The sequence below is a fragment of the Photobacterium sanguinicancri genome, assembly GCF_024346675.1.
Classification (GTDB): Bacteria; Pseudomonadota; Gammaproteobacteria; order Enterobacterales; family Vibrionaceae; genus Photobacterium; species Photobacterium sanguinicancri.
The window spans coordinates 3,019,141-3,042,616 of record NZ_AP024850.1; the positions used below are offsets into that span (position 1 = coordinate 3,019,141).

20 protein-coding genes, 2 tRNA genes and 1 pseudogene are annotated in these 23,476 nt (G+C 44.8%); 4 read left to right on the plus strand and 19 right to left on the minus strand.

Translation table 11 applies throughout. The features are described 5' to 3' along the window. Nucleotides 1-163: 163 nt before the first annotated feature. The 4 genes from rimI to ubiT all read right to left on the minus strand — a co-directional run bounded on the left by rimI (nucleotide 164) and on the right by ubiT (nucleotide 2,190). A complete protein-coding gene (rimI, locus tag OCU87_RS13970) occupies nucleotides 164-610 on the minus strand; it encodes a ribosomal protein S18-alanine N-acetyltransferase (protein ID WP_062691305.1) in 447 nt (148 codons plus the stop codon). Next, nucleotides 600-1,001: a DNA polymerase III subunit psi gene (locus OCU87_RS13975; protein WP_062691304.1), complete on the minus strand. Its 402-nt coding sequence runs from the start codon at nucleotides 999-1,001 to the stop codon at nucleotides 600-602. The genes rimI and OCU87_RS13975 overlap by 11 nt, the downstream gene beginning before the upstream one ends. Nucleotides 1,002-1,175: 174 nt before the next feature. Continuing rightward, entirely contained in the window at nucleotides 1,176-1,679 is a 504-nt protein-coding gene (locus tag OCU87_RS13980; RefSeq protein WP_062691303.1) for a GNAT family N-acetyltransferase, read from the minus strand. Beyond that, complete coding sequence (gene ubiT, locus OCU87_RS13985; RefSeq protein WP_062691302.1) at nucleotides 1,669-2,190, minus strand: ubiquinone anaerobic biosynthesis accessory factor UbiT; 522 nt, start codon at nucleotides 2,188-2,190, stop codon at nucleotides 1,669-1,671. Before ubiT ends, OCU87_RS13980 begins: the two co-directional genes overlap by 11 nt. 244 nt (nucleotides 2,191-2,434) lie before the next feature. Here ubiT and OCU87_RS13990 point away from each other — a divergent pair, with 244 nt between their 5' ends. The 3 genes from OCU87_RS13990 to OCU87_RS14000 all read left to right on the plus strand — a co-directional run bounded on the left by OCU87_RS13990 (nucleotide 2,435) and on the right by OCU87_RS14000 (nucleotide 6,575). Beyond that, nucleotides 2,435-4,474 carry a sensor domain-containing protein gene (locus OCU87_RS13990; protein ID WP_094955723.1) on the plus strand — a complete coding sequence of 680 codons (2,040 nt, stop codon included), beginning with the start codon at nucleotides 2,435-2,437 and terminating at the stop codon, nucleotides 4,472-4,474. Between the two features lie 202 nt (nucleotides 4,475-4,676). Next, complete coding sequence (gene ubiU / locus OCU87_RS13995) at nucleotides 4,677-5,684, plus strand: ubiquinone anaerobic biosynthesis protein UbiU (protein ID WP_094955724.1); 1,008 nt, start codon at nucleotides 4,677-4,679, stop codon at nucleotides 5,682-5,684. Between the two features lie 12 nt (nucleotides 5,685-5,696). Then, nucleotides 5,697-6,575 (plus strand): U32 family peptidase, encoded by an 879-nt coding sequence (locus OCU87_RS14000; protein WP_094955725.1) that lies wholly within the window; start codon nucleotides 5,697-5,699, stop codon nucleotides 6,573-6,575. Nucleotides 6,576-6,700: 125 nt separating this feature from the next. Here the strand turns inward: OCU87_RS14000 and nlpI are convergent, their stop codons facing one another. The 15 genes and pseudogenes from nlpI to rlmE form a co-directional block, all read right to left on the minus strand. Next, nucleotides 6,701-7,609, minus strand: coding sequence for a lipoprotein NlpI (nlpI, locus tag OCU87_RS14005; RefSeq protein ID WP_189337798.1), 909 nt, complete (start codon nucleotides 7,607-7,609; stop codon nucleotides 6,701-6,703). 305 nt (nucleotides 7,610-7,914) lie between these two features. Beyond that, nucleotides 7,915-10,035, minus strand: a complete 2,121-nt coding sequence (gene pnp / locus OCU87_RS14010; protein WP_062691300.1) for a polyribonucleotide nucleotidyltransferase — start codon at nucleotides 10,033-10,035, stop codon at nucleotides 7,915-7,917. Between the two features lie 383 nt (nucleotides 10,036-10,418). Beyond that, nucleotides 10,419-10,688 (minus strand): 30S ribosomal protein S15, encoded by a 270-nt coding sequence (rpsO, locus tag OCU87_RS14015; RefSeq protein ID WP_062691299.1) that lies wholly within the window; start codon nucleotides 10,686-10,688, stop codon nucleotides 10,419-10,421. Between the two features lie 162 nt (nucleotides 10,689-10,850). Further along, nucleotides 10,851-11,798, minus strand: a complete 948-nt coding sequence (truB, locus tag OCU87_RS14020; RefSeq protein ID WP_261857420.1) for a tRNA pseudouridine(55) synthase TruB — start codon at nucleotides 11,796-11,798, stop codon at nucleotides 10,851-10,853. Nucleotides 11,799-11,801: 3 nt separating this feature from the next. Next, nucleotides 11,802-12,218, minus strand: coding sequence for a 30S ribosome-binding factor RbfA (gene rbfA, locus OCU87_RS14025; RefSeq protein ID WP_062691297.1), 417 nt, complete (start codon nucleotides 12,216-12,218; stop codon nucleotides 11,802-11,804). Between the two features lie 108 nt (nucleotides 12,219-12,326). Continuing rightward, a complete protein-coding gene (gene infB / locus OCU87_RS14030; RefSeq protein WP_062691296.1) occupies nucleotides 12,327-15,068 on the minus strand; it encodes a translation initiation factor IF-2 in 2,742 nt (913 codons plus the stop codon). A gap of 25 nt (nucleotides 15,069-15,093) precedes the next feature. Further along, nucleotides 15,094-16,581, minus strand: a complete 1,488-nt coding sequence (gene nusA, locus OCU87_RS14035) for a transcription termination factor NusA (protein ID WP_062691295.1) — start codon at nucleotides 16,579-16,581, stop codon at nucleotides 15,094-15,096. A 22-nt stretch (nucleotides 16,582-16,603) separates the two neighbouring features. Then, the gene (rimP, locus tag OCU87_RS14040; protein ID WP_062691294.1) at nucleotides 16,604-17,059 is read right to left on the minus strand and encodes a ribosome maturation factor RimP; all 456 of its coding nucleotides are present in this window, start codon (nucleotides 17,057-17,059) and stop codon (nucleotides 16,604-16,606) included. A gap of 174 nt (nucleotides 17,060-17,233) precedes the next feature. Further along, nucleotides 17,234-17,310: transfer RNA gene (locus tag OCU87_RS14045), tRNA-Met, on the minus strand. A 58-nt stretch (nucleotides 17,311-17,368) separates the two neighbouring features. Continuing rightward, a tRNA-Leu gene (locus OCU87_RS14050) sits at nucleotides 17,369-17,453 on the minus strand. Between the two features lie 11 nt (nucleotides 17,454-17,464). Next, complete coding sequence (gene secG / locus OCU87_RS14055; RefSeq protein ID WP_062691293.1) at nucleotides 17,465-17,797, minus strand: preprotein translocase subunit SecG; 333 nt, start codon at nucleotides 17,795-17,797, stop codon at nucleotides 17,465-17,467. A gap of 252 nt (nucleotides 17,798-18,049) precedes the next feature. Continuing rightward, nucleotides 18,050-19,387: a phosphoglucosamine mutase gene (gene glmM, locus OCU87_RS14060; RefSeq protein WP_062691292.1), complete on the minus strand. Its 1,338-nt coding sequence runs from the start codon at nucleotides 19,385-19,387 to the stop codon at nucleotides 18,050-18,052. 10 nt (nucleotides 19,388-19,397) lie between these two features. Then, nucleotides 19,398-20,237 (minus strand): dihydropteroate synthase, encoded by an 840-nt coding sequence (gene folP, locus OCU87_RS14065; protein ID WP_062691365.1) that lies wholly within the window; start codon nucleotides 20,235-20,237, stop codon nucleotides 19,398-19,400. Between the two features lie 95 nt (nucleotides 20,238-20,332). After that, nucleotides 20,333-22,294, minus strand: a complete 1,962-nt coding sequence (ftsH, locus tag OCU87_RS14070) for an ATP-dependent zinc metalloprotease FtsH (RefSeq protein ID WP_261858390.1) — start codon at nucleotides 22,292-22,294, stop codon at nucleotides 20,333-20,335. Nucleotides 22,295-22,343: 49 nt separating this feature from the next. Continuing rightward, nucleotides 22,344-22,934, minus strand: a pseudogene (gene rlmE, locus OCU87_RS14075) (23S rRNA (uridine(2552)-2'-O)-methyltransferase RlmE). A gap of 177 nt (nucleotides 22,935-23,111) precedes the next feature. Here rlmE and yhbY point away from each other — a divergent pair. Then, nucleotides 23,112-23,408: a ribosome assembly RNA-binding protein YhbY gene (gene yhbY, locus OCU87_RS14080; RefSeq protein ID WP_062691291.1), complete on the plus strand. Its 297-nt coding sequence runs from the start codon at nucleotides 23,112-23,114 to the stop codon at nucleotides 23,406-23,408. Nucleotides 23,409-23,476: the final 68 nt, after the last annotated feature.

Sequence of the window (23,476 nt, forward strand, 5' to 3'; positions counted from 1 at the left end):
AATTAAATGCCTGCACAGCAGGGAGTTATAATTAACAGATCGCAGTAATTACATCTCGACCTCTTTGTGTGCAGAAAAGAAAAACGCGTATCGCGCAGAAAAGTGGCGGAATTATACGCAAAGTCGCCGCAAAGAAACAGCGCTAACCCTGAGTAAGATCCGATTACATTACCATGTAGGTCATGATTAATGCGTCTTCGCGGCCATTCTCAGCTGGGTAGTACCCTTCACGACGGTTTATTTCATTAAAACCGAGTGCTTCATACAAGTGTGAAGCACGGGTATTGCTTGCACGAACTTCAAGCCAGATGTCTTCCGCACCCTGATCGCGCATCTGTGACATAAAGCCATCAAGCAAGGTTTTACCGTAACCTTTACCTTGTGCTTGCGGGTCAATCGCAATATTTAGCAAAGTGGCTTCACCTGCCACCAACTGACCGAAGCAATAACCCACCAGCGTATTATCAACTAATAACGCAAAATTACAGGCACGCTTACTCGGTTCGGCACGAACCATAGATTCAGCCCAAGGAAACGCATGCGCAGCCTGCTCGATATGCCATACGGCATCAAGATGTTGTGTGTCTAACGGAACGATATTAATTGTCATAAGAACAGATCTGCTGCCATAGGGCTTTTTTAGCTGCGGGATTAGTATGCATGGTCGACAGTGCCGCCGACTGTAGTGCTTGTACCCCAACAGGGGCTGTCACAGTACAACCAGCGATCCAACACCATACCAATTGATGCTGACCAAGTTGCTCTAACGCACTTGGTGGCAACATTAATGCTTGTTCTGGCGTGAGCTTCATACTTTTCAGGATGCGACCAAACAGCCAAGCATCGTGTTCGGTAAGCGTCTCTTCAGTAATAAAAAGGAGTTTGCAATCATCAGGAAAATTGATAACCGGCACTTCAAGTGCAGGAAAACATTCTGGCTTACGGACCTGCCAATATGTCAGCCCCATTTCTTGCAACACCTGAATATCTCGTTGCTTCATGCCTACTCTACTCTTATCAGCTGCCATTAAGGGCGGCAATGCTACCAAATTCAACCAAGACCACCAAGGTGGAATTCACAGCTATTTTAGTCTAGTGATAAAACAAAACCACCCGCAGGTGGCTTTGTCGATATTCGATAGTAAGGCACTTTCCCTTACTGGATTGCGTCGGAATTATAAGGCTGAAAACTCAGCACTGTATTCCACTGTACCTTGCTGGCCTGCCAATGTTTCAGGCAACAACTCAATCACCATGAATGCCTCAACTGGTGCATCCCAACGGCAAGTTAATCCGTGATCAGCGGCTGTTGTAAAGCCAACACGTTGGTAGTAATTAGGGTCACCGAGTACCACGACAACAGGGTAGCCCAGTTCAGCTAAAATATTTTTAGCTTCCGTCATGAGTGCAAGTCCAAGACCTTGGCGCTGATATTCAGTCGCTATCGTTAATGGTGCCAGCCCTTGCCAGCCATTATCTTGGCCGTCAACAGTGACAGGACTCAAACAAAGGTGTCCAACCACTTCACCGTCATCGTTACATGCGACTAGCGACAATGTACGGTTACCATTCTCGCGTAAAGCCATCACAAGATTCGCTTCGGCGTCTGTCTCAAACGTTTTTTTCAATAAACGATCAACAGGAAGAATATCAACGGGCGCCTCGGTTCTAATGAGCATTCACAACCTCTTGCTCAGCCGCCGCATCTTTCATGCCTTGTTGGATGAAATCTGCCGACTGCTGCAGTAAATATGTTAAGGGTTTTGGTAGAGCGTCAAGATCGATGCTATCCATCAGATTCTTCACTTCCAGACCTAATTCAGTATCCCCTTCAATACGAAGACGACGCTGGAAGAATAATGTATCTGGGTCTTCCTTACGAGCGGCAATTAGTACTAAATCGTTACATTCACCGCTAAAGCTCACATCTTCTTGTTCTACATGCTGAGACACAACCAGTTTCTCGTTTTGAAAACTGATGAACCACTGCAACTCTAAGTCACGTACTTCAACTTTTAACCAGCGATCTTCTAAAAACTCAAAGTCACCATCGTCCAATGCTTCTTTAAATACTAGAGATAATCCTTCTAGCATCATTTTTTGTTGTACTGCAAAAGGCATCACCTTAGCAGGAATGCGTAACAAAGCTGGGCCATGCTGAACCATGTGTTTACGAATTTGAGCAATCACCGATGCGTTTCCTATTATGCTTACATGTTTATATGGGTAGGGAAAAGTTAACCTTCCCGAAAGTTGGTTATCATTGTAAGCAGGCCGATTGATAAATATCATGCCTTGAGTCAAAAAAAAGGCTTCTACAAAGGGAAAGTTTAGCGCTCACTACCGCTCGTAGGTATACTGAGCCGTATTTTCACATGCGCATACTGCTTGTGGGATCCCAGTCAAATAACACAAAATAGGTGACGTCAGAACGATGCCAACAGAGCAGCTTACTTATTGGTTTCCACTGCTAACAGACAATAGTCCGTTTCTTTTTGCCGTTCTCGACAACGAGCATAACTACCTGACCGTGAATAACCGCTACTGTGAGCTCAGTGGTTATACCCGCGAAGAATTGGTTGGCCGCTGCGACAAAGATATTCTTGGTCACACCTATTACCAAACGCTTCAACCTTATTACGATCGCGCATTTAACGGTGAGTCGGTTGAAGGTGAAGTCGTCCTTAACGATAACCGCCATGACAGTTCATTGCATTTCAGCCTAACGCCATTACGTGATGATATGGGCAATGTGCAATATGTGGTGCTGCACTCAGCAGACACATCTGAACGTCAAGTTCTTGTAAAATCGTTAGAAGAATTAGAACACCAGCTTAATCAACTGCATGAAAATAGCAGTGATGGCATTTGCATGATTGAAAATAATATCGTGCTGTCGGCTAACCAACGAGCGGCAAAAATACTGGGGTTTGGAACCGCTAAAGACTTACTCGGGGAAGACCTTAGTCGCATAGTATTTGATTTTCAAAGCCAGCGGATACTCGGCACACAATTGAACCACCAACCCAATAGCGAAACCCGTCGCTGCTATGTTGGCCCAGAAGCCATTCAAGATAACACCTTTTTGCTGTCACTTTCTGATATCACCATGCTTGGTTCGCCGGCTAAACTGGTGCTACTACGTACCCAAACGAACACCCGTTTACCCCAAGGGCAAATAGATCAATTAGTGCAAACTGATGCGCTAACAGGGCTATTCAATCGCCATGGATTTACCCGTAAGTTAGAACACCATATCACCGAAAATACCCCACTGGTGATGCTGTATCTTGATGTTGATAATTTCAAAAATATTAATGACTCGTTAGGGCATCATATTGGTGATCGCGTTCTGCAAGAGATCGCTCAACGTTTATTAAAGCTGCTGCCTGATGATTCGGTGATTGGCCATCTTGGCGGTGATGAGTTCGGCATCTTGCTGTTAAACCCCGAACATGAACGTATTGGTGATTTATTGTCGCAGCAAATCATCGCATTGGTGAGTCAGCCGTTTAATCTTCACCACTTTAGCAAACACATTGCCTGTTCTATGGGTATGGTTACCTACCCAGGTAATGGTAATGATGCCCGTATCTTGCTACAAAACGCTGACACCGCGATGTACGAAGCCAAGAACCGTGGTCGTAACCGCTTAGTCAAGTTCGATGAAAGCATGAATAAAGAAGCACGGATGCGTTTGTGGCTCGAAATCGAATTACAAAAAGCCTTACAGAAAAATGGCTTAGAAGTATGGTATCAACCGAAAGTGAATGCCAAAGACTTCTCCATCGATGGCGCTGAAGCGCTAGTACGTTGGAAACACCCTGTTGAAGGTTACATCAGTCCAGCCCAATTCATTCCTGTTGCCGAACGGTCAGGGTTAATTGAACAACTTGGCCGTGTCGTGATGCGTGAAGTATTTACCACGGTGCGCGAGTGGAAAAAACAGGGATTATTACAAGGCCGTGTGGCGATTAACTTATCACCACAGCAATTTGGTAACCCAAATCTGATTTTATTCATCGATAAATTACGTAAAAGCACGGGGATCAATCCCAGTGATATTACGTTCGAGCTCACTGAAAGCTCAATGATGAACGATGGCGAACATGCGATTCAAATGCTAAAAGCAATCAAGAAACTGGGGTTTGCCCTCTCGATTGATGACTTTGGTACAGGCTACTCTTCATTGTCATATTTAGCTCGCTTTCCACTTGATGAACTTAAAGTCGATCGCGCCTTTATCAAAGACATCGAAACCATACCCAAGCAAGTTACCCTGATTGAAAATATCATTAATTTGGGTAAATCACTTAACATGAGTGTGGTTGCTGAAGGGGTGGAAACACACCAACAAGCAACGCTGCTGTCAAACCTGAATTGCGATTCGATTCAAGGCTTTCACTTTTTCCGCCCGCAACCAAAACATGAGTTGGAAGCTGTTTTAGTGAAAAATAGCCGTCAGAGTGCATAATCAACGCGACTATTCACGCAAAAAATTGTCCTAAATCAATAAAAACCTGCCTGAAATCAAAACTTAGGCAGGCTAAGCCCCCTAGTATTTCGCCTATCAAAATTGAAAACATATATTGAGCAACAACCATTAATACTTTGTGGGTATTTATGGTATGCCTTGATATACCTTCATTCATCAAGCACTGGTAGATAAATATAATATGGAGCTGCTTTGCCCCGCTGGTAACCTTCCAGCCTTGAAAACCGCCATCGATAATGGCGCAGATGCGGTCTACATCGGCTTTAAAGACGATACGAATGCCCGCCACTTTGCTGGTTTGAACTTTACAGGACGTAAATTAGAAAAAGCGGTTGAGTACGTGCGCGATCACGATAAGAAGCTGCATGTTGCCTTGAACACATTTGCCCATCCAGACGGTTTTAACCGTTGGACTAAGGCCGTAGACAATGCAGCAGCAATGGGCGTCGATGCACTCATCGTAGCTGATATCGCGGTACTTGAGTACGCAGCAACCCAATACCCAGATCTTGAATTACACCTTTCAGTGCAAGCATCCGCCACCAATACGGCGGCCATTGATTACTACAAAAACAACTTCAATGTGAAGCGTGTGGTTTTACCGCGCGTGCTGTCTATCCATCAGGTGAAGCAACTAGCCCGTAACACTGATATGGATCTAGAAGTATTTGCCTTTGGTAGCCTCTGTATTATGTCAGAAGGTCGTTGTTACCTGTCATCTTACATGACAGGTGAATCACCAAACACGGTTGGTGCTTGTTCACCGGCGAAATACGTGCGCTGGCAAGAAACAGCGACTGGCCTAGAATCTCGTCTTAATGACATTCTGATTGATCAGTATGCAGAAGGCGAAAACGCGGGTTACCCTACCCTGTGTAAAGGTCGCTTCGATATTAATATCAGTGGTGAAAACCGTCGCTACCATGCACTAGAAGAACCAACCAGCTTGAATACGCTAGAGATTTTACCTGAGCTATTTAAAGCCAATATTGCCTCAGTAAAAATCGAAGGCCGCCAACGTAGCCCTGCTTACGTTGAGCAAGTAACCAAAACATGGCGTGCAGCGATTGATCGCTATAAAGCGAACCCTGAAGGTTACAGCGTTGAACCCGCTTGGAATGCATGCTTAGGCAATGTTTCTGAAGGTAAGCAAACCACACTGGGTGCTTACCACCGTAAATGGCAATAAAGGAGCCAACGAATGAAATACTCTCTTGGCCCATTGCTATACTTTTGGCCGAAAACCGATGTTGAAGCGTTTTATCAGCAAGCAAAACAGTCAGACAGCGACATCATTTACTTAGGCGAGAGCGTCTGCTCAAAACGCCGAGAAATGAAAGCCGCACACTGGTTTGATATTGCTAAAGATCTGGCGGATTCAGGCAAGCAAGTGGTGCTATCCACCATGGCATTGCTAGAAGCACCAAGCGAAGTCAACATCATGAAGAAATACGTTGATAACGGTGACTTCATTATTGAAGCTAACGACGTTTCAGCGGTTCAATTAGCACACCAAAGCAAAGTCCCTTTTGTGGTGGGTGCCGCTGTAAACTGCTATAACGCACAGACGTTAAAGCTGTTCTTGAAACAAGGCATGGTACGCTGGTGTATGCCGGTTGAGCTGTCTCGCGAATGGTTGCAAAACGTATTAGTCGATTGCGAGAAGCTGGGGATTCGCGGGCAATTTGAGACGGAAGTCTTCAGTTACGGTTACCTTCCTTTAGCTTACTCTGCTCGTTGCTTTACCGCTCGCGCGGAAGACAAAGCAAAAGACGATTGCGAAACCTGCTGTATCAAGTACCCAACGGGTATTCAGGTATACAGCCAAGAAGGCCAAAGTGTGTTTAACCTTAACGGCATTCAAACCCAATCAGGTTATTGCTATAACCTGATCAACGACCTTAACAGCATGCATGATATTGTTGATGTCGTGCGCTTAAGTCCGTTAAGCGTTGATACGCTAGATCTGGTCGCTGATTTTAAGAATAACGAGCAAGGTCAAACCCGTCATCCCCTAAAAGATGGCCATCACTGTAATGGTTACTGGCACAATGTTGCGGGCTTAAATATCGAAAGCTAATGCTTGTTGGCATCACCGTTCAATCGCTAATTTGAACGATATACCACGCATAAAAAAAGCCGCGAACGAAAGTCCGCGGCTTTTTTGATCTACTTTTCACATTATAACAATAGACTGATCTACTGTTACTTATTTTGTACTTTGGCTTGCAATGCTTGTTGCTGTGCTTGGTATTGCGATAACACACGGCCTGTTTCTAATAACGCAAAGCGATGTTCAACAAACTCGTATACGTTCCCCGCTAATGTCAGCTTATACAGCATGAGTGCTGCGGAGTAATTGCCTTCTTGCTGGTAACGCTTAGCAAGGTAGAAATAGCCTTCGGTTAAGCGTTCTGCTAGCTGATCATTGCTCTCGCTACCGTTAGCGATTTCTTTAAGGTAATCACTTTCGCTGATATCACCTAAGTACATACGTACCATCAACCAGCCCCAATCTTGCTTGTCGCTGGCATCATAACGCAATCTTAGTTTATTTAAGGCTTGCTCTGGGGTGCGCTCTACATCCACCAAGTACAGCCAAATCACACGATAAGGATCGTTAACGTTTTGCTGGTAGTGAACGATTAGGTCTTCATGTGCGAGATCTAAACGACCACCATAATACAGGGCAATACCACGGTTACGTTGAGCAAACGGATGTTGAAAGTTAAGCTCTAACGTTGAATCGAATGCTTCATACGCGGCATCAAAATGTGCACCTTGCGTGAAGTAAACCCCTAAAATGTTAAACACATCAGGCTGGTTTGGACGCATAGACAATGACTGATTAAAATCAAGACGCGCTAAATCACGTAAACCTAAACTATCGTTCAGTAAACCGCGCTCATAAAACATCTGTGCCAGCGTATCGTTATCTAAATCATCACGCTTCATCAGTTGATCGATGCGTGCTAATTGGATCTGCTGTTGAATTGTTGGCTGCAAGGGAATAGCCATTGGTGGGTGAGTCCACATCGTTTTGGTCGATGTTGCACACCCCGTTAGCATCATTACTACCGCAATGCATGCTAGCTTTAACCTGTTAGCAATCAATACCATTCTCCCTGGGATAGATGAAGTGATTGAATACATAGCCGAATAACATGGCGTTTCGGCTGTCGTTGCTGTGCGTCTAACAACCACATATTCATAATCTAAATTAGCTAAGCAGCTGATCTTAGTTAAGTTGACCGTTATTACAATAGCCTAAATGCGCTTTTCACAACAGAGATAACGCCAATATAAACCAGTCAACCAAGTATAATACGGATCTGAGCCAGTACTACTCAATCAAAATGTCATAAATGACACGCAATAAAAAAGGGGCTAATTAGCCCCTTTTATCACATGATTAAGACTTAGCCTTGTGGCTGTTCGTCTTGTGCAGGAGCAGCTGGTGCTTCAACCGCTTCTTTCATGCTTAGACGGATACGGCCTTGGCGGTCGATTTCAAGTACTTTAACTTGAACTTCTTGACCCATTTCAAGGTGATCTGTCACTTTCTCTACACGCTCTTGAGCGATTTGAGAAATGTGTACAAGACCTTCTTTCGCGCCAATTACTGATACGAATGCACCGAAATCTACGATACGCATTACTTTACCAGTGTAGATGCGACCAACTTCAACGTCTGCTGTGATTTCTTCGATGCGACGAATCGCTTCTTTCGCAGCAGTACCTTCAGTTGCAGCAATCTTGATTGTGCCGTCGTCTTCGATCTCGATCGTTGTACCAGTTTCTTCAGTAAGTGCACGGATAACTGCACCACCTTTACCGATAACGTCTTTGATCTTGTCTGAGTTGATCTTCATAGTATGAATACGAGGAGCAAACTGAGAGATGTCATCACGGTGAGAACCAATTGCTTCATCCATTACGCCAAGGATGTGCTTACGCGCACCTTTAGCTTGGTTAAGAGCAATTTGCATGATCTCTTTAGTGATACCTTCGATCTTGATGTCCATTTGAAGTGCAGTAATACCGTCGTCAGTACCTGCTACTTTAAAGTCCATGTCACCTAGGTGATCTTCGTCGCCAAGGATGTCAGAAAGAACTACGAAATCATCGCCTTCTTTCACAAGACCCATTGCGATACCCGCAACAGATGCTTTGATTGGTACACCAGCATCCATAAGCGCTAGAGAAGTACCACATACAGAAGCCATTGAAGATGAACCGTTAGATTCAGTGATTTCCGATACTACACGTACTGTGTATGGGAATTCTTCAACAGAAGGCATTACTGCAGCAATACCACGCTTAGCCAGTTTACCGTGACCAATTTCACGACGCTTAGGCGAACCAACGAAACCAGTTTCACCTACACAGAATGGAGGGAAGTTGTAGTGTAGAAGGAAGTGATCTTTCTTCTCACCCATTAGGCTATCGATGATTTGTGCATCACGTTGTGTACCAAGCGTTGCAGTTACAAGCGCTTGAGTTTCACCACGAGTGAACAATGAAGAACCGTGAGTACGTGGAAGTACACCAGTACGTACGTCTAGCGCACGAACCATGTCTTTTTCACGACCATCGATACGTGGGTTACCCGCGATGATGCGGCTACGTACAACGTTCTTCTCTAAAGATGCAAGCATGTCACGAATTTCGCGCTCGTCTAGTGCTTCGTTTTCTGCAAGTAGTGCTTCCACTACGTCAGATTTGATTGCGCCAACTTGCTCGTAACGCGCCATCTTTTCTGTGATTTGGTAAGCAGTCGCTAAACGTGCTTCAGCCTTATCAGCAACCTGAGCTTTAAGCTCAGTGTTAACTGCAGGAGCAGTCCAATCCCATGCTGGAGTAGCAACTTCTGCCGCTAGCTCTTTGATAGCATTGATTACAATTTGTTGTTGGTCGTGACCAAATACAACAGCTTGTAGCATTTGTTCTTCAGATAGACGGTCAGCTTCTGACTCAACCATCAATACTGCGCCTTCAGTACCCGCAACAACTAGGTCTAGACGGCTTTCCGCTAGCTCAGTGTTGCTTGGGTTTAGTACGAATTGGTCATTGATGTAACCAACACGTGCAGAACCGATTGGGCCGTTGAACGGAATACCAGAAATAGCTAGTGCCGCAGAAGTACCGATCATCGTTACGATATCAGGCTGTACATCTGGGTTAATAGAAACAACAGTAGCAATTACTTGCACTTCGTTTTTGAAATTGTCTGGGAATAGCGGACGAATTGGACGGTCAATCAGGCGAGCAGTTAGTGTTTCGCCTTCAGATGGACGGCCTTCACGCTTGAAGAAACCACCAGGGATTTTACCTGCAGCGTAAGTACGCTCTTGGTAGTTAACAGTTAGTGGGAAGAAGTCTTGACCTTCAACCGCTGTTTTCTTACCAACAACAGATACCAATACAGAAGTATCATCCATGCTTACCATTACAGCAGCAGTAGCTTGACGTGCAATTACACCAGTTTCGATAGTAACCGTGTGGTTACCGTACTGGAAAGTCTTTACGATAGGATTCACGTGAATTTCCTTAATTTATTCCGCTTTCTATTTTCGTCGGTAAGTATATCCGACATAAATAAAAGCGTCATGTGATGAAACCCACTTTACGATAATTTCACGTATCGCGACTAATGACAGTTCTCTCTAAGTTTGATGCGTATTATCTTGCTCGTGGGCATCGAAAAGAGCTGTTATTAGCCGCGACCTAATGGTCGACGAAAACGACCGTGTTATTACTGTAAAGCCAGGGAGTATTTGCTTCTTATGTCTGTTTCACTTAACACATGAAGAAAGAACCAAATGTAAGACAACAAGTCAGTGCTTTCGTTGCAGTGGAAGAAGAGATAAACAAAGAAACATAAAAAGAAAGGAGCCAATAGGCTCCTTTCTGATAAGCAATCTTAGCGACGTAGGCCTTGACGCTTGATTAGGTCTTGGTAGCGATCTAGGCTCTTACCTTTAAGGTAGTCTAGAAGCTTACGACGACGAGAAACCATACGTAGTAGACCGCGACGGCTGTGGTGATCGTGTTTGTGATCAGCAAAGTGGCCTTGCAGGTGGTTGATTTGCGCTGTTAGAAGAGCAACTTGAACCTCTGGAGAACCAGTGTCGTTTTCACATTGTGCGTATTCAGCAACGATTGCTGCTTTAGTTTCTGCATTCAGAGACATAACTTTATCCTAATACATTAAATTTAAAATTTGTGCAGCCAATCTCTGATTCAGCCGCACCCAAGCCGCGAATTATACGTGGCACTTTTATCGACTACAAGCAAAAAGAGCGACTACCGAAGTAATCGCTCTTTTATCTATCTTAAGGCTGAGTAATAACGCTTACTCAACCTGCTGATTCGCCATGACGCGTTTTGGTGCAAGCATGCCTTCAGCATCGATAACACCGACACCGATAAACTCACGCGCTTCACCAACAGTAATACGAACAATCGTACCCTCTGCTGGTACTGTGCCCGCTTGTACTGGATTACCATTTAGAATGTAAACCGCCGAAGCAGGAACAATATTCACTTCAGGTAAATCTTGTACTGCGGTATCGGTGGGTAACATCAAAGGATCAAGCAAATCACCAGGTTCAATATCTTGCTCTTTCGCTTGGTCGAGTAGCGCATTTAATTGCTCTAACGTGACCACACGTTCCATCGGATACTTCGCAACACCGGTACGACGTAAGTAGGTTACGTGCGCACCACATCCTAACATTTCACCCAAATCATCGGTGATAGTACGAATGTAGGTACCTTTCGAACAATGTACTTCCATTTCAACTTCGTGGCCTTCAAAACGCAGTAACTCAATTGAGTAAACTGTGATTTTTCGAGACTCACGCGGTACTTCTATACCTTCACGCGCATACTCATAAAGTTTGCGGCCTTGGTATTTAAGTGCCGAGTACATTGATGGGATCTGATCTGTTGTACCACGAAACTTCGCGATGCAACGCTCAAGCTGACCACGATCAATTTTCACTTCTCGTGTTTGTACCACTTGACCATCAGAATCTGAGGTATCTGTGCGCTCACCCAATTTAGCGATAACGCGGTAGCGTTTATCTGAATCAAGTAAGAATTGCGAGAACTTGGTCGCTTCACCAAAACAAATCGGCAGCATACCGGTGGCTAATGGATCTAGCGCCCCGGTATGACCCGCTTTTTGTGCAAAAAAGATACGCTTTACTTTCTGTAGCGCATCATTGGAAGAAATACCCATTGGCTTGTCGAGTAAAATAACTCCATCAATAGGACGACCTTTACGACGACGTGCCATAGATTATTCCTCGCCCTTTTCTACGCTGTTTTCTGAACCAGTTTCGTCGTCAACATGACGCTCTTCATCATCTCGTACCGCTTGCGATACAAGGTTAGAAATACGCATACCTTCAGTTAGCGACTGGTCATAGATAAACGTCAGTTCTGGCGTTACACGTAGACGGATTTGCTTACCAAGTAGTGAACGAATGTATGGTGCCATTTCACGTAGAACTTCAAGGCTGCCTTCTGGTGTTTGTTCACCAATCGTCAGAAAAGTTACGTAAATCTTTGCGTAACCCATATCGCGTGACACATCGACACTTGAAATGGTTGTCATACCAATGCGTGGATCTTTTAGTTCACGCTGTAGGATAACCGCCAGCTCTTTTTGCAGCTGTTGTGCTACACGCTGGGTACGGCTGAATTCTTTTGCCATTTTACTATCTCTCGTTAAAAGAGGATTCTTAATGAAGAATGCTCTGTTGAAAGAATGGGGAGCCGAAGCTCCCCATTGGAATTTATTTAAAAATCAACAACCTGATAATTAATCAAGAGTACGTTGAATTTCAACAATTTCGAATACTTCGATCTGGTCACCAACGCGAACATCATTGTAGTTCTTAACGCCGATACCACATTCGTAGCCATTCTTAACTTCAGCAACGTCATCTTTGAAGCGACGTAGTGACTCAAGCTCACCTTCGTAGATTACTACGTTATCACGTAGAACACGGATAGGGTTGTTACGCTTGATCGTACCTTCAGTAACCATACAACCAGCGATTGCGCCAATCTTAGGAGACTTGAATACGTCACGAACTTCAGCAAGACCGATGATTTCCTGACGGAATTCAGGAGCAAGCATACCGCCCATCGCTGCTTTAACTTCGTCAATCAATTGGTAAATGATTGAGTAGTAACGTAGGTCTAGGTTTTCGTTCTCGATCATACGGCGTGCAGGAACATCAGCACGTACGTTGAAACCAAGAATGATAGCGTTAGATGCTGCTGCAAGTACTGCATCAGTTTCTGTGATACCACCAACACCAGAACCAACAACGTTCACTTTAACTTCGTCTGTAGACAGTTTCATCAGTGAATCAGCGATTGCTTCGATAGAACCTTGTACGTCAGCTTTCAGTACTACGTTCAATTCAGCAACATCACCAGCAGTCATGTTAGAGAACATGTTCTCTAGTTTCGCTTTTTGTTGACGCGCTAGTTTAACATCACGGAATTTACCTTGACGGTAAAGTGCAACTTCACGTGCTTTACGCTCATCACGTACTACAGTCGCTTCGTCACCTGATGCTGGAACACCTGAAAGACCAAGGATCTCTACAGGAATAGAAGGACCCGCAGTATCGATGTCTTGACCGTTCTCATCGCGCATTGCACGAACACGGCCATGTTCAAGACCACAAAGAACGATATCGCCACGACGTAAAGTACCAGATTGAACAAGTACAGTTGCAACTGGACCACGGCCTTTATCTAGACGTGATTCAACAACAACACCGCTCGCCATACCTTCTTCAACTGCAGTCAGTTCAAGAATTTCAGACTGAAGCAAGATAGCTTCTAGAAGACCGTCAATGTTTGTACCTTGTTTCGCAGAGATGTGAACAAACATGTTCTCACCACCCCACTCTTCAGGGATAACATCGTACTGTGCCAGCTCGTTTTTCACGTTGTCTGGGTTAGCATCTTCTTTATCGATCTTGTTCACGGCAACAATCAGAGGAACGCCAGCTGCTTTAGCATGCTGAATCGCTTCGACTGTTTGTGGCATTACGCCATCATCCGCAGCAACAACAAGTACAACGATATCTGTCGCTTGAGCACCACGAGCACGCATTGCGGTAAACGCGGCGTGTCCAGGAGTATCAAGGAAAGTGATCATACCGTTGCCAGTTTCTACGTGGTATGCACCAATGTGCTGTGTAATACCACCGGCTTCGCCTGATGCTACGTGTGCTTTGCGGATGTAATCCAGTGTTGATGTTTTACCGTGGTCAACGTGACCCATGATAGTAACAACAGGAGCACGAGAAACTGCTTCAGCCGTCTCTTCACGATCAGACATTAGCGCTTCTTCAAGTTCATTCTCTTTACGAAGAATAACCTTGTGACCCATTTCTTCAGCAACAAGTTGTGCAGTTTCTTGGTCGATAACTTGGTTAATCGTTACCATAGCGCCCATTTTCATCATCGCTTTGATGATTTCGGTCGCTTTAACTGACATTTTGTTCGCCAGTTCAGAAACTACAATTGTTTCACCGATAATAACGTCAGATTTGGCAACAGTTGCAGACTTATCAAAGCCTTGCTGCATTGATGTTGGAGCGTTAACTTGTGGTTTACCACGACCGCCACGACCACCGCGTTGGTTACGACCACCGCGACCTTTATTACGGTCATCAGCTTTTGCTGCTGGCTTCTTCTTCTTACGACGACCACCTTCTTCTTTACGGTCTGCTTCATCTTCCGCTGCGCGAGCGTGAGTAGACGTCGTAACGTGGTAATCAGATTTTTCCATGTTCGCTGTTGCCTGATCAGGTTTTGACCAGTTTTTTTCGTTTTGTTCTGCCATCTTGCGTGCCTCTTCTAGCTGACGCTGACTATCTTCTTCGGCTTTACGCTTGGCTTCCTCTTCCCGGCGACGTTGTAGCGACTCAGCTTCTTTCTTAGCCTGTTCATCAGCGGCGGCGCGTTTAGCTTTCTCTTCAGCCTTACGCTTAACCTCGGCATCACTTTCCACCGTACCCTTGGTTTCTTGTGCTGCCTCTTCTTCTGCCTTACGCTTCGCTTTTTCTTCAGCTAAACGTGTCTCTTCAGCATCGCGTTTTGCTTTTTCTTCAGCATCACGTTTTGCTTGCTCTTCTGCTTGGCGCTGGGCTTGTTCGTCAGCTTGTTGCTTCACTGCATCTTCCGATTCACGGTTTGCAGCTTCTTCAGCGACACGCTGCTCTTCTTCAAGAGCAGAACGTTTTACAAAGGTGCGTTTTTTACGTACCTCAACCTGAACATTTTTGTTCTTTCCACCCGTACCAGACACACTGAGTGTGCTACGAGTCTTGCGCTGTAAAGTTAAGCGATTTGGAGCGGCATCTTCACCACTTCCGCCGTGTTCCTTTTTCAGGTGCGAAAGTAGATCCTGTTTTTCGTTTTGATTAACACTATCTTCAGCTTTCTTGCTGATACCAGCGTCGGCAAACTGTTGAAGCAGTCGATCAATTGGCGTACCAATTTCTTCGGCTAATGCTTTAACTGTAACCTCTGACATGTTGCGCCTCCCTTGCTAGTAAGTTTTAAACTTCGTCGCTGAACCAGCAGATATTACGAGCAGCCATGATCAGCTCACCCGCTTTAACTTCGTCCAGACCTTCGATATCAAGCAAATCGTCTGTACCTTGGTCAGCTAGGTCTTCCAGTGTCACAACACCTTTAGCAGCTAGTTTGAATGCCATTTCACGTTCAAGGCTTTCAAGGCCTAAAAGGTCTTCTGCTGGTTCTACACCATCTAAAGACTCTTCTTGCGCAAGAGCAAGCGTTGTAAGTGCTTCTTTCGCACGAGCGCGTAGAGCTTCAACTGTGTCTTCGTCTAGGCCATCAACATCCATTAGCTCACTTACTGGTACGTAAGCGATCTCTTCTAGTGTTGTGAAACCTTCTTCAACAAGAACAGTTGCAAAGTCAGCATCGATATCAAGGTGCTTAGTGAAAGCTTCAATTGACTCTTGTGCTTCTTCTTGGTGTTTCTTCTGTAGATCTGCAACAGTCATTACGTTCAGTTCCCAACCAGTTAGTTGAGATGCTAGACGTACGTTTTGACCGCTACGACCAATCGCTTGAGCGAGATTATCTTGCTCAACCGCAATATCCATTGTGTGGTTGTCTTCATCAACGATGATAGAGCTAACCTCAGCTGGTGCCATTGCATTGATCACATATTGTGCTGGATTCTCATCCCACAATACGATATCGATACGCTCACCCGCCAATTCGCTAGAAACAGCTTGAACACGTGCGCCACGCATACCAACACACGCACCAACTGGGTCAATACGCTTGTCGTTAGTTTTCACTGCGATTTTTGCACGAGAACCAGGATCGCGTGCTGCGCCCATTAGTTCAATTACTTCTTCAGCAATTTCTGGCACTTCAATACGGAACAGTTCAGACAGCATTTCAGACTTAGAACGCGTCATGAACAGTTGGAAACCGCGCGCTTCTGGACGTACTGCGTACAATAATGCACGAACACGGTCACCAGAACGGAAGTTTTCACGCGGAAGTTGATCTTCACGTTGGATAACCGCTTCTGCGTTATTACCCAAGTCAACGATAACTGCATCGCGGTTAACTTTTTTCACGACACCAGTGATCAGTTCGCCTTCGTTATCTACGAATTGCTCAACGATTTGTGCGCGCTCAGCTTCACGTACTTTTTGTACGATAACTTGCTTCGCAGTTTGGGTCGTAATACGGTCAAACGTTACAGACTCAATTTCGTCTTCAACGTAATCATCTAGCTGAATGCTTTCATCATCGTACTGTGCAGCTTCAATCGTGATCTCAAGCGTAGGCTGAGTCACTTCGCTAACTGCTTTCCAACGACGGTACGTTACGAACTCACCCGTTTTACGGTCAATTTCTACACGTACTTCGATTTCAGCTTCATGTTTTTTCTTTGTTGCTGTCGCCAATGCGATTTCAAGCGCTTCAAAGATACGCTCACGAGGAACAGCTTTTTCGTTGGATACCGCTTCTACGACAGCCAAGATTTCTTTGTTCATTTCTAATGCCCCAATTTAGCGGTTAGAATTTTGGAACCAGGTTGGCCTTGGAAATATTGCTTAGTGCAAACGTTTCGTCATTACCGTCTACTTTCAGAGTGATTAACTCACCTTCAACAGAAATGATGTCACCTTTCCACTTACGACGGTTGCCCATCGCCATCTTCAATACCAGGCTGACCTCGTGGCCAATAAATTGTTGGTAGTGTGCAACTTTAAAAAGCGGTCTTTCCATCCCAGGGGAGGACACTTCTAAGTTGTAAGCGACAGTCACTGGATCTTCTACGTCCATTACTGCGCTGATCTGACGGCTAACTTCCGCACAGTCCTCTACAAATATGCCGTTTTCATGGTCAATGAAAACACGTAATGTAGAATGCTCGCCTGCTCGAATAAATTCCAAGCCAACAAGTTCATAACCTAAAGCAACAACAGGTGCTTCAAGCAATTCGGTTAATTGCATCTCTAAAGCTGTCAAAACAACCCCCCGGAAACAAAAAAAGGGCATAAAGCCCAGTAAATACCTGAATGGTCATGTTTCAGATAATAAAAAACCCCGAATTACGGGGTTTTTTATTACTGGACCCTGATATCACAGCAGTGCTGTGATAGAAAAACAACCTTTCGTAAGAATAGTTGATTTTCGGAAAAGTGGTTGCGGGAGCTGGATTTGAACCAACGACCTTCGGGTTATGAGCCCGACGAGCTACCATACTGCTCCATCCCGCGTCCGAATCTGAGGGCGATTATACGCGTCAGATGTTACTATTTCAAGTAACCAGAATAATGGTGCCGAGAAGGGGACTTGAACCCCTACACCTTGCGGCACTAGCACCTCATGCTAGCGTGTCTACCAATTTCACCATCTCGGCTAAATCTTTAATTACTGAGGAATATCGCTGTTTACAGGGGCATTCTCAGTTTTTTCTACAACTTGTTCAGTTGCAGGCGAGCTTAGGTCTTCCCAGCCGCTTTTTTCTGCAGATTGTTTTGCACTAAGGTTACCCAGTACAAGACTAATAACGAAAAAGATCGTTGCACAAACTGCAGTCATTCGAGTTAAAAAGTTTCCAGAGCCACCAGCGCCGAACAATGTTCCAGAAGCACCGGCCCCGAATGAGGCTCCCATATCTGCGCCTTTACCTTGTTGAACCAAAACTAGGCCAATAACGCCAAGCGCAGCCAACAGATAAATCACAAGTAGAATTTCGTACATGGGTTCCACCTATGGTCCATTTGGTTGAGCCAGCTTTGCCAAAGCAGCGCCAGCAGTCACCCTCAACAAGGGAGCGGTGAGATACTAGCGAATGCAGCTAAGACTGACAAGTAAAATATGAGGATTTCCCACGATTAAGCTTTACTTGAACAACAAATAAGCAAAAGTGAGAATCAAACCTAATACCTTATTGGGTGTTTCTGCAAATAACAACGAGACTTACAGAAACACCGACTATTAACTTATTAGCAGTTAACAGTTTTCTTCTACAGCGCGTGCAATTTCTAACGCCGACGCTTGTACAAGTTCAGCATTTTCACCTTCAACCATGACACGGATTAAAGGCTCGGTGCCTGATTTACGCAATAAAACGCGACCAGTTTCACCCAGCTTCGCTTCTACCGCTTTTGTTGCTGCAATTACTGCATCAGATTCAAGAGGGTTAGACTCACCTTTAAAACGAATGTTCTCTAGTACCTGTGGGAACATTGTCATACCATCTGACAGCTCTTTTAGTGACATCTTGCTACCTACAATAGAAGACATAACCTGTAGACCCGCAACAATACCGTCACCCGTAGTCACTTTATCAAGAAGAATAACGTGACCTGAGTTTTCAGCACCAATTAACCAATCGTGCTTTTGCAACTCTTCCATCACGTAGCGGTCGCCCACATTGGCACGAACAAAAGGAATACCTAAGTTTTTAAGCGCGACTTCCATACCAAGGTTAGTCATTAGCGTACCAACAACACCACCTTTTAGTTCACCACGACGTAATGCATCACGCGCAATGATATACGCAATTTGGTCACCATCAACCTTATTGCCTTCTTCATCAACCATGATGACGCGGTCGCCATCACCATCTAATGCGATACCAAAGTCTGCTTTTTCTTCTAGTACTTTAGCTTGCAGTGCTCGAATATCTGTTGCACCCACTTCATGGTTAATGTTGGTGCCGTTTGGCTCACAACCTAAAGTGATCACTTCTGCGCCAAGTTCTTTAAACACTGCTGGCGCGATATGGTAGGTTGCACCGTGTGCACAATCCACTACGATCTTGTAGTTAGACAGATCATATTTAGATGGGAAGGTACCTTTACAGAATTCAATGTAACGACCTGCAGCATCATCAATACGGTATGCCTTACCCAATTGTGCTGATTCAACACACGTTAGGGGTTTATCTAGCTCAGCTTCAATCGCAAATTCAATTTCATCCGGCAGCTTTGTGCCCTGCGCCGAGAAGAACTTAATACCGTTATCGTAGTATGGGTTGTGCGAGGCTGAAATGACAATCCCCGCTTCAGCGCGGAATGTACGCGTCAGGTAAGCGACCGCTGGTGTAGGCATTGGGCCAGTAAATGCAGCTTGTAAGCCTGCTGCCGCTAAACCCGCTTCTAATGCCGATTCCAACATATAACCAGAAATGCGAGTATCTTTACCGATAAGCACTTTTTTGGTGCCTTGCTTGGATAGCACTCGACCTGCAGCCCAACCTAACTTTAGGACAAACTCAGGTGTAATTGCACCTTCACCAACAAGACCACGAATCCCATCGGTACCAAAATACTTACGTTCAGCCATTTTTTCGCTCCTAGCTTTTATTCATCTGCATCTTTGTCATTTGGCACACTTTAAGTACATCGACGGTTTCCGCCACATCATGCACTCGAATGATTTGTGCGCCCTTCATTGCTGCAATAGCGGCACACGCCAAGCTACCAGCAACACATTCTGCAGGTTTTTTATCTAATAATTTAAACACCATCGATTTACGGGACATGCCAACAAGCAAAGGTAAACCGAATTGGTGGAATTGTTCTAAATGTGCAAGCAACTGATAATTATCTTCAATTGTTTTACCAAAGCCATATCCAGGGTCAAGTAATAGCTGATTTTTAGCAATCCCAGCTTTCTCACACGCCTGAATACGTTCCGCTAGAAATTGACTGACATCCATCAGTAGATTTTCGTAGCTTGGTTGGTGCTGCATTGTACGCGGTTGCCCTTGCATATGCATTAAGCATACAGGAACGTTTGCGGCGGCGGCAGCTTCTAGTGCTCCCGGTTCTTGCAGTGCACGTACATCGTTGATTAAATCAGCCCCCGCATTCACAGCTGCGGTCATTACCTGTGCTTTACTGGTGTCTATCGAAATCCAGCAATCAAAGCGTTGACGAATCGCTTCTATAACAGGAACAACCCGATCGAGTTCTTCTGCTGTCGCGACATCCGCAGCCCCTGGACGGGTTGACTCACCACCAATATCGATGATGCTAACCCCTGCCGAAAGCATGCTTTCGACATGACGCATCGCATGATCAAATTGATGAAACTGACCCCCGTCAGAAAATGAATCTGGGGTCACATTCAAAATTCCCATCGCATGGGAAAAAGACAAATCAAGAGTCTTATCTTTACTGGTCAAAATCATTGGCTGCATTCCACTTATTCCCAACACGACAAATCAGTACCCTGATAAACAAAAAACCCCGAACGAGTCGGGGTTTTTAAGATCAACACTCAGCGTTATGCTTGAGGCTTATCATCATCGTTAGTTTTTTGTGCCGGCTCGTCAGCAACGTCTGTTGCACTCTCATCAGCTTTTGCTTCAGGTTGTGCGTCAGCCTTTGGTGCGTCGTCGGTTGATTTTAATGTATCGTCCGTATCACCCCAGCCTTTTGGCGCTCGGATAACCGTTTTACGGTCCATTAAGTCATCAATCTGACCAGCATCAATCGTTTCATACTTCATCAGTGCATCTTTCATTGCATGCATGATATCCATATTTTGCGATAAAATTTCACGAGCACGTTCGTAGTTTCGGTCAATAACCGCACGAACTTCAGTATCGATTGCACGAGCAGTATCGTCTGACATGTGTTTGGTCTGTGTTACAGAGCGGCCAAGGAATACTTCACCTTCGTCTTCTGCATACAGAATTGGACCCATCTTGTCAGAGAAACCCCACTGAGTAACCATCTTGCGCGCAATATCAGTTGCACGTTCGATATCATTTGATGCACCAGTAGATACCTTGTCTGCACCGTAGATAAGCTCTTCAGCTAAACGGCCACCGTAAAGGCTAGACAGCATTGACTCAAGGAACTCACGCGAGTGGCTCACACGGTCTTGCTCTGGTAAGTACATGGTCACACCCAGTGCACGTCCACGCGGAATAATCGACACTTTGTACACAGGATCATGATCCGGTACTAAGCGACCAATAATTGCGTGACCCGCTTCGTGGTATGCCGTTGATTCTTTTTGGTCTTCCGACATCACCATAGATTTACGCTCTGCGCCCATCATGATTTTGTCTTTAGCCAATTCAAATTCAACCATAGAAACCACACGCTTGTTACTGCGCGCTGCAAATAGTGCAGCTTCGTTAACAAGGTTTGCTAGATCGGCACCAGAGAAACCTGGAGTACCACGAGCAATCAGTGCTGGTTCTACATCATTCTCAAGCGGAACTTTACGCATGTGAACTTTAAGAATCTGCTCACGGCCACGTACGTCTGGTAAGCCAACCACAACTTGACGGTCAAAACGACCAGGACGAAGTAATGCAGGGTCAAGTACGTCTGGGCGGTTTGTTGCAGCAATAACGATGATACCTTCGTTACCTTCAAAACCATCCATCTCAACCAGCATTTGGTTTAGGGTTTGTTCACGTTCATCGTGTCCACCACCTACACCAGCGCCACGTTGGCGACCAACCGCATCGATTTCATCGATGAATATAATACAAGGCGCGGCTTTCTTCGCTTGCTCAAACATATCACGGACACGGGATGCACCCACACCTACGAACATTTCAACAAAGTCAGAACCAGAAATAGTAAAGAACGGTACTTTCGCTTCACCCGCAATGGCTTTCGCTAATAGCGTTTTACCCGTACCAGGAGGACCAACCAACAAAATACCTGTCGGAATTTTACCGCCCAATTTCTGGAAGCGGCTTGGATCACGTAAGTAATCCACCAATTCTTTCACGTCTTCTTTTGCTTCGTCACAACCTGCAACATCAGCAAACATGGTTTTTATTTGGTCTTCGCTCATCATGCGCGCTTTCGATTTACCGAACGACATGGCACCTTTGCCACCGCCGCCCTGCATCTGACGCATAAAGAAAATCCAAACACCGATAAGCAGAAGCATTGGGAACCATGAAATGAAGATTGAAGCCAGTAGGCTTGGCTCTTCAGGTGGTGTACCCATTACTTTTACATTTGCGTTAATAAGGTCGTCTAACAGCTTCTGATCTTGATAAACAGGCAGGTAAGTTAGGTATCGGGTGTTATCACGTTTAAATACAGTGATTTCACGATCATTGAATCGCACTTCCCTAATCTGATCCTGACCGATTTCACGGACAAAGGTTGTATAGTCGACTTGACGGCCTGCATTATCACCTGGACCGAAGCTCTGAAAAACAGACATCAGTACAACTGCGATAACTAGCCACAAGATCAAGTTTTTTGCCATGTCACTCAAGGTGTTAACCTCGCGATAACTAATAGATGAATGTAGACTACTACAGTTTGTAACCTGTAGCTACTATGTAGACTTCATGCGAGCGATCTCGCGATGAGTCAGGTTTCCGAATTTTGACCACTTTGAACATGCTACGAATTTCAGCTAAATATTGGTCAAAGCCTTCACCTTGGAAAACTTTTACCGTAAAACTGCCATTCGGTGCAAGTACTTGTCGACACATATCTAATGCTAGTTCAACAAGATACATAGCTCTAGGTTGATCTGATGCTAAATTGCCACTCATATTGGGTGCCATGTCAGACATCACGACATCAACCATATCAGGTTGAATACGTTCTAACAGTGCATCAAGTACCGATTCTTCACGAAAATCACCCTGCAAGAAGCTCACGCCAGACAGTGAATCCATTGGTAAGATATCACAAGCAATGACTTGCCCTGAATCGCCAACAACTTCAGCCGCATACTGTGACCAGCTACCAGGTGCAGCGCTAAGATCGACAACCGTCACACCTTGTTTCAACAGTTTATCTTTGTTTTAAATTTCTTCTATTTTGAAGATTGCACGGGAACGGTAACCTTTCTTTTGAGCTTCCTGAACATATTTATCATCAAAATGTTCTTTCAACCAACGTCCGGAGCTACCAGATTATTTTTCTACTCATGATTTACCTAATGAGCTTGAGTACTTATTTAAGTATACATGGCGATTTAACCACCTTGCATACTAAACAAATTAGTCTTCTCGACTAGATGGCGTTAGAATACCTCGTTTTCAACCCTAGTATTAAAAAATAGAGTCGTTATGAATCTAAGCACCAAACAAAAGCAGTTCCTAAAGGGTCTTGCTCACAGCCTAAAACCAGTTGTACTTATGGGTGCAAACGGCTTAACCGAAGCCGTACTGGCAGAAATCGAACTTGCACTTAACCATCACGAATTAATTAAAGTGAAGGTAGCAACTGAAGATCGTGAAACTAAAGTATTGATCGTAGATGCAATTATTCGTGAATCTAAAGCTGAAAAAGTACAAGTAATCGGTAAGACACTTGTTCTTTACCGCCAAAGTGAAGCACGTAAAATCGAGCTTCCACGCAAATAAAAAAGGCCGCCGATGCGGCCTTTTTTGTCTTTTCACAAAACGAAAAAGTTACATTCTCTAACACATTA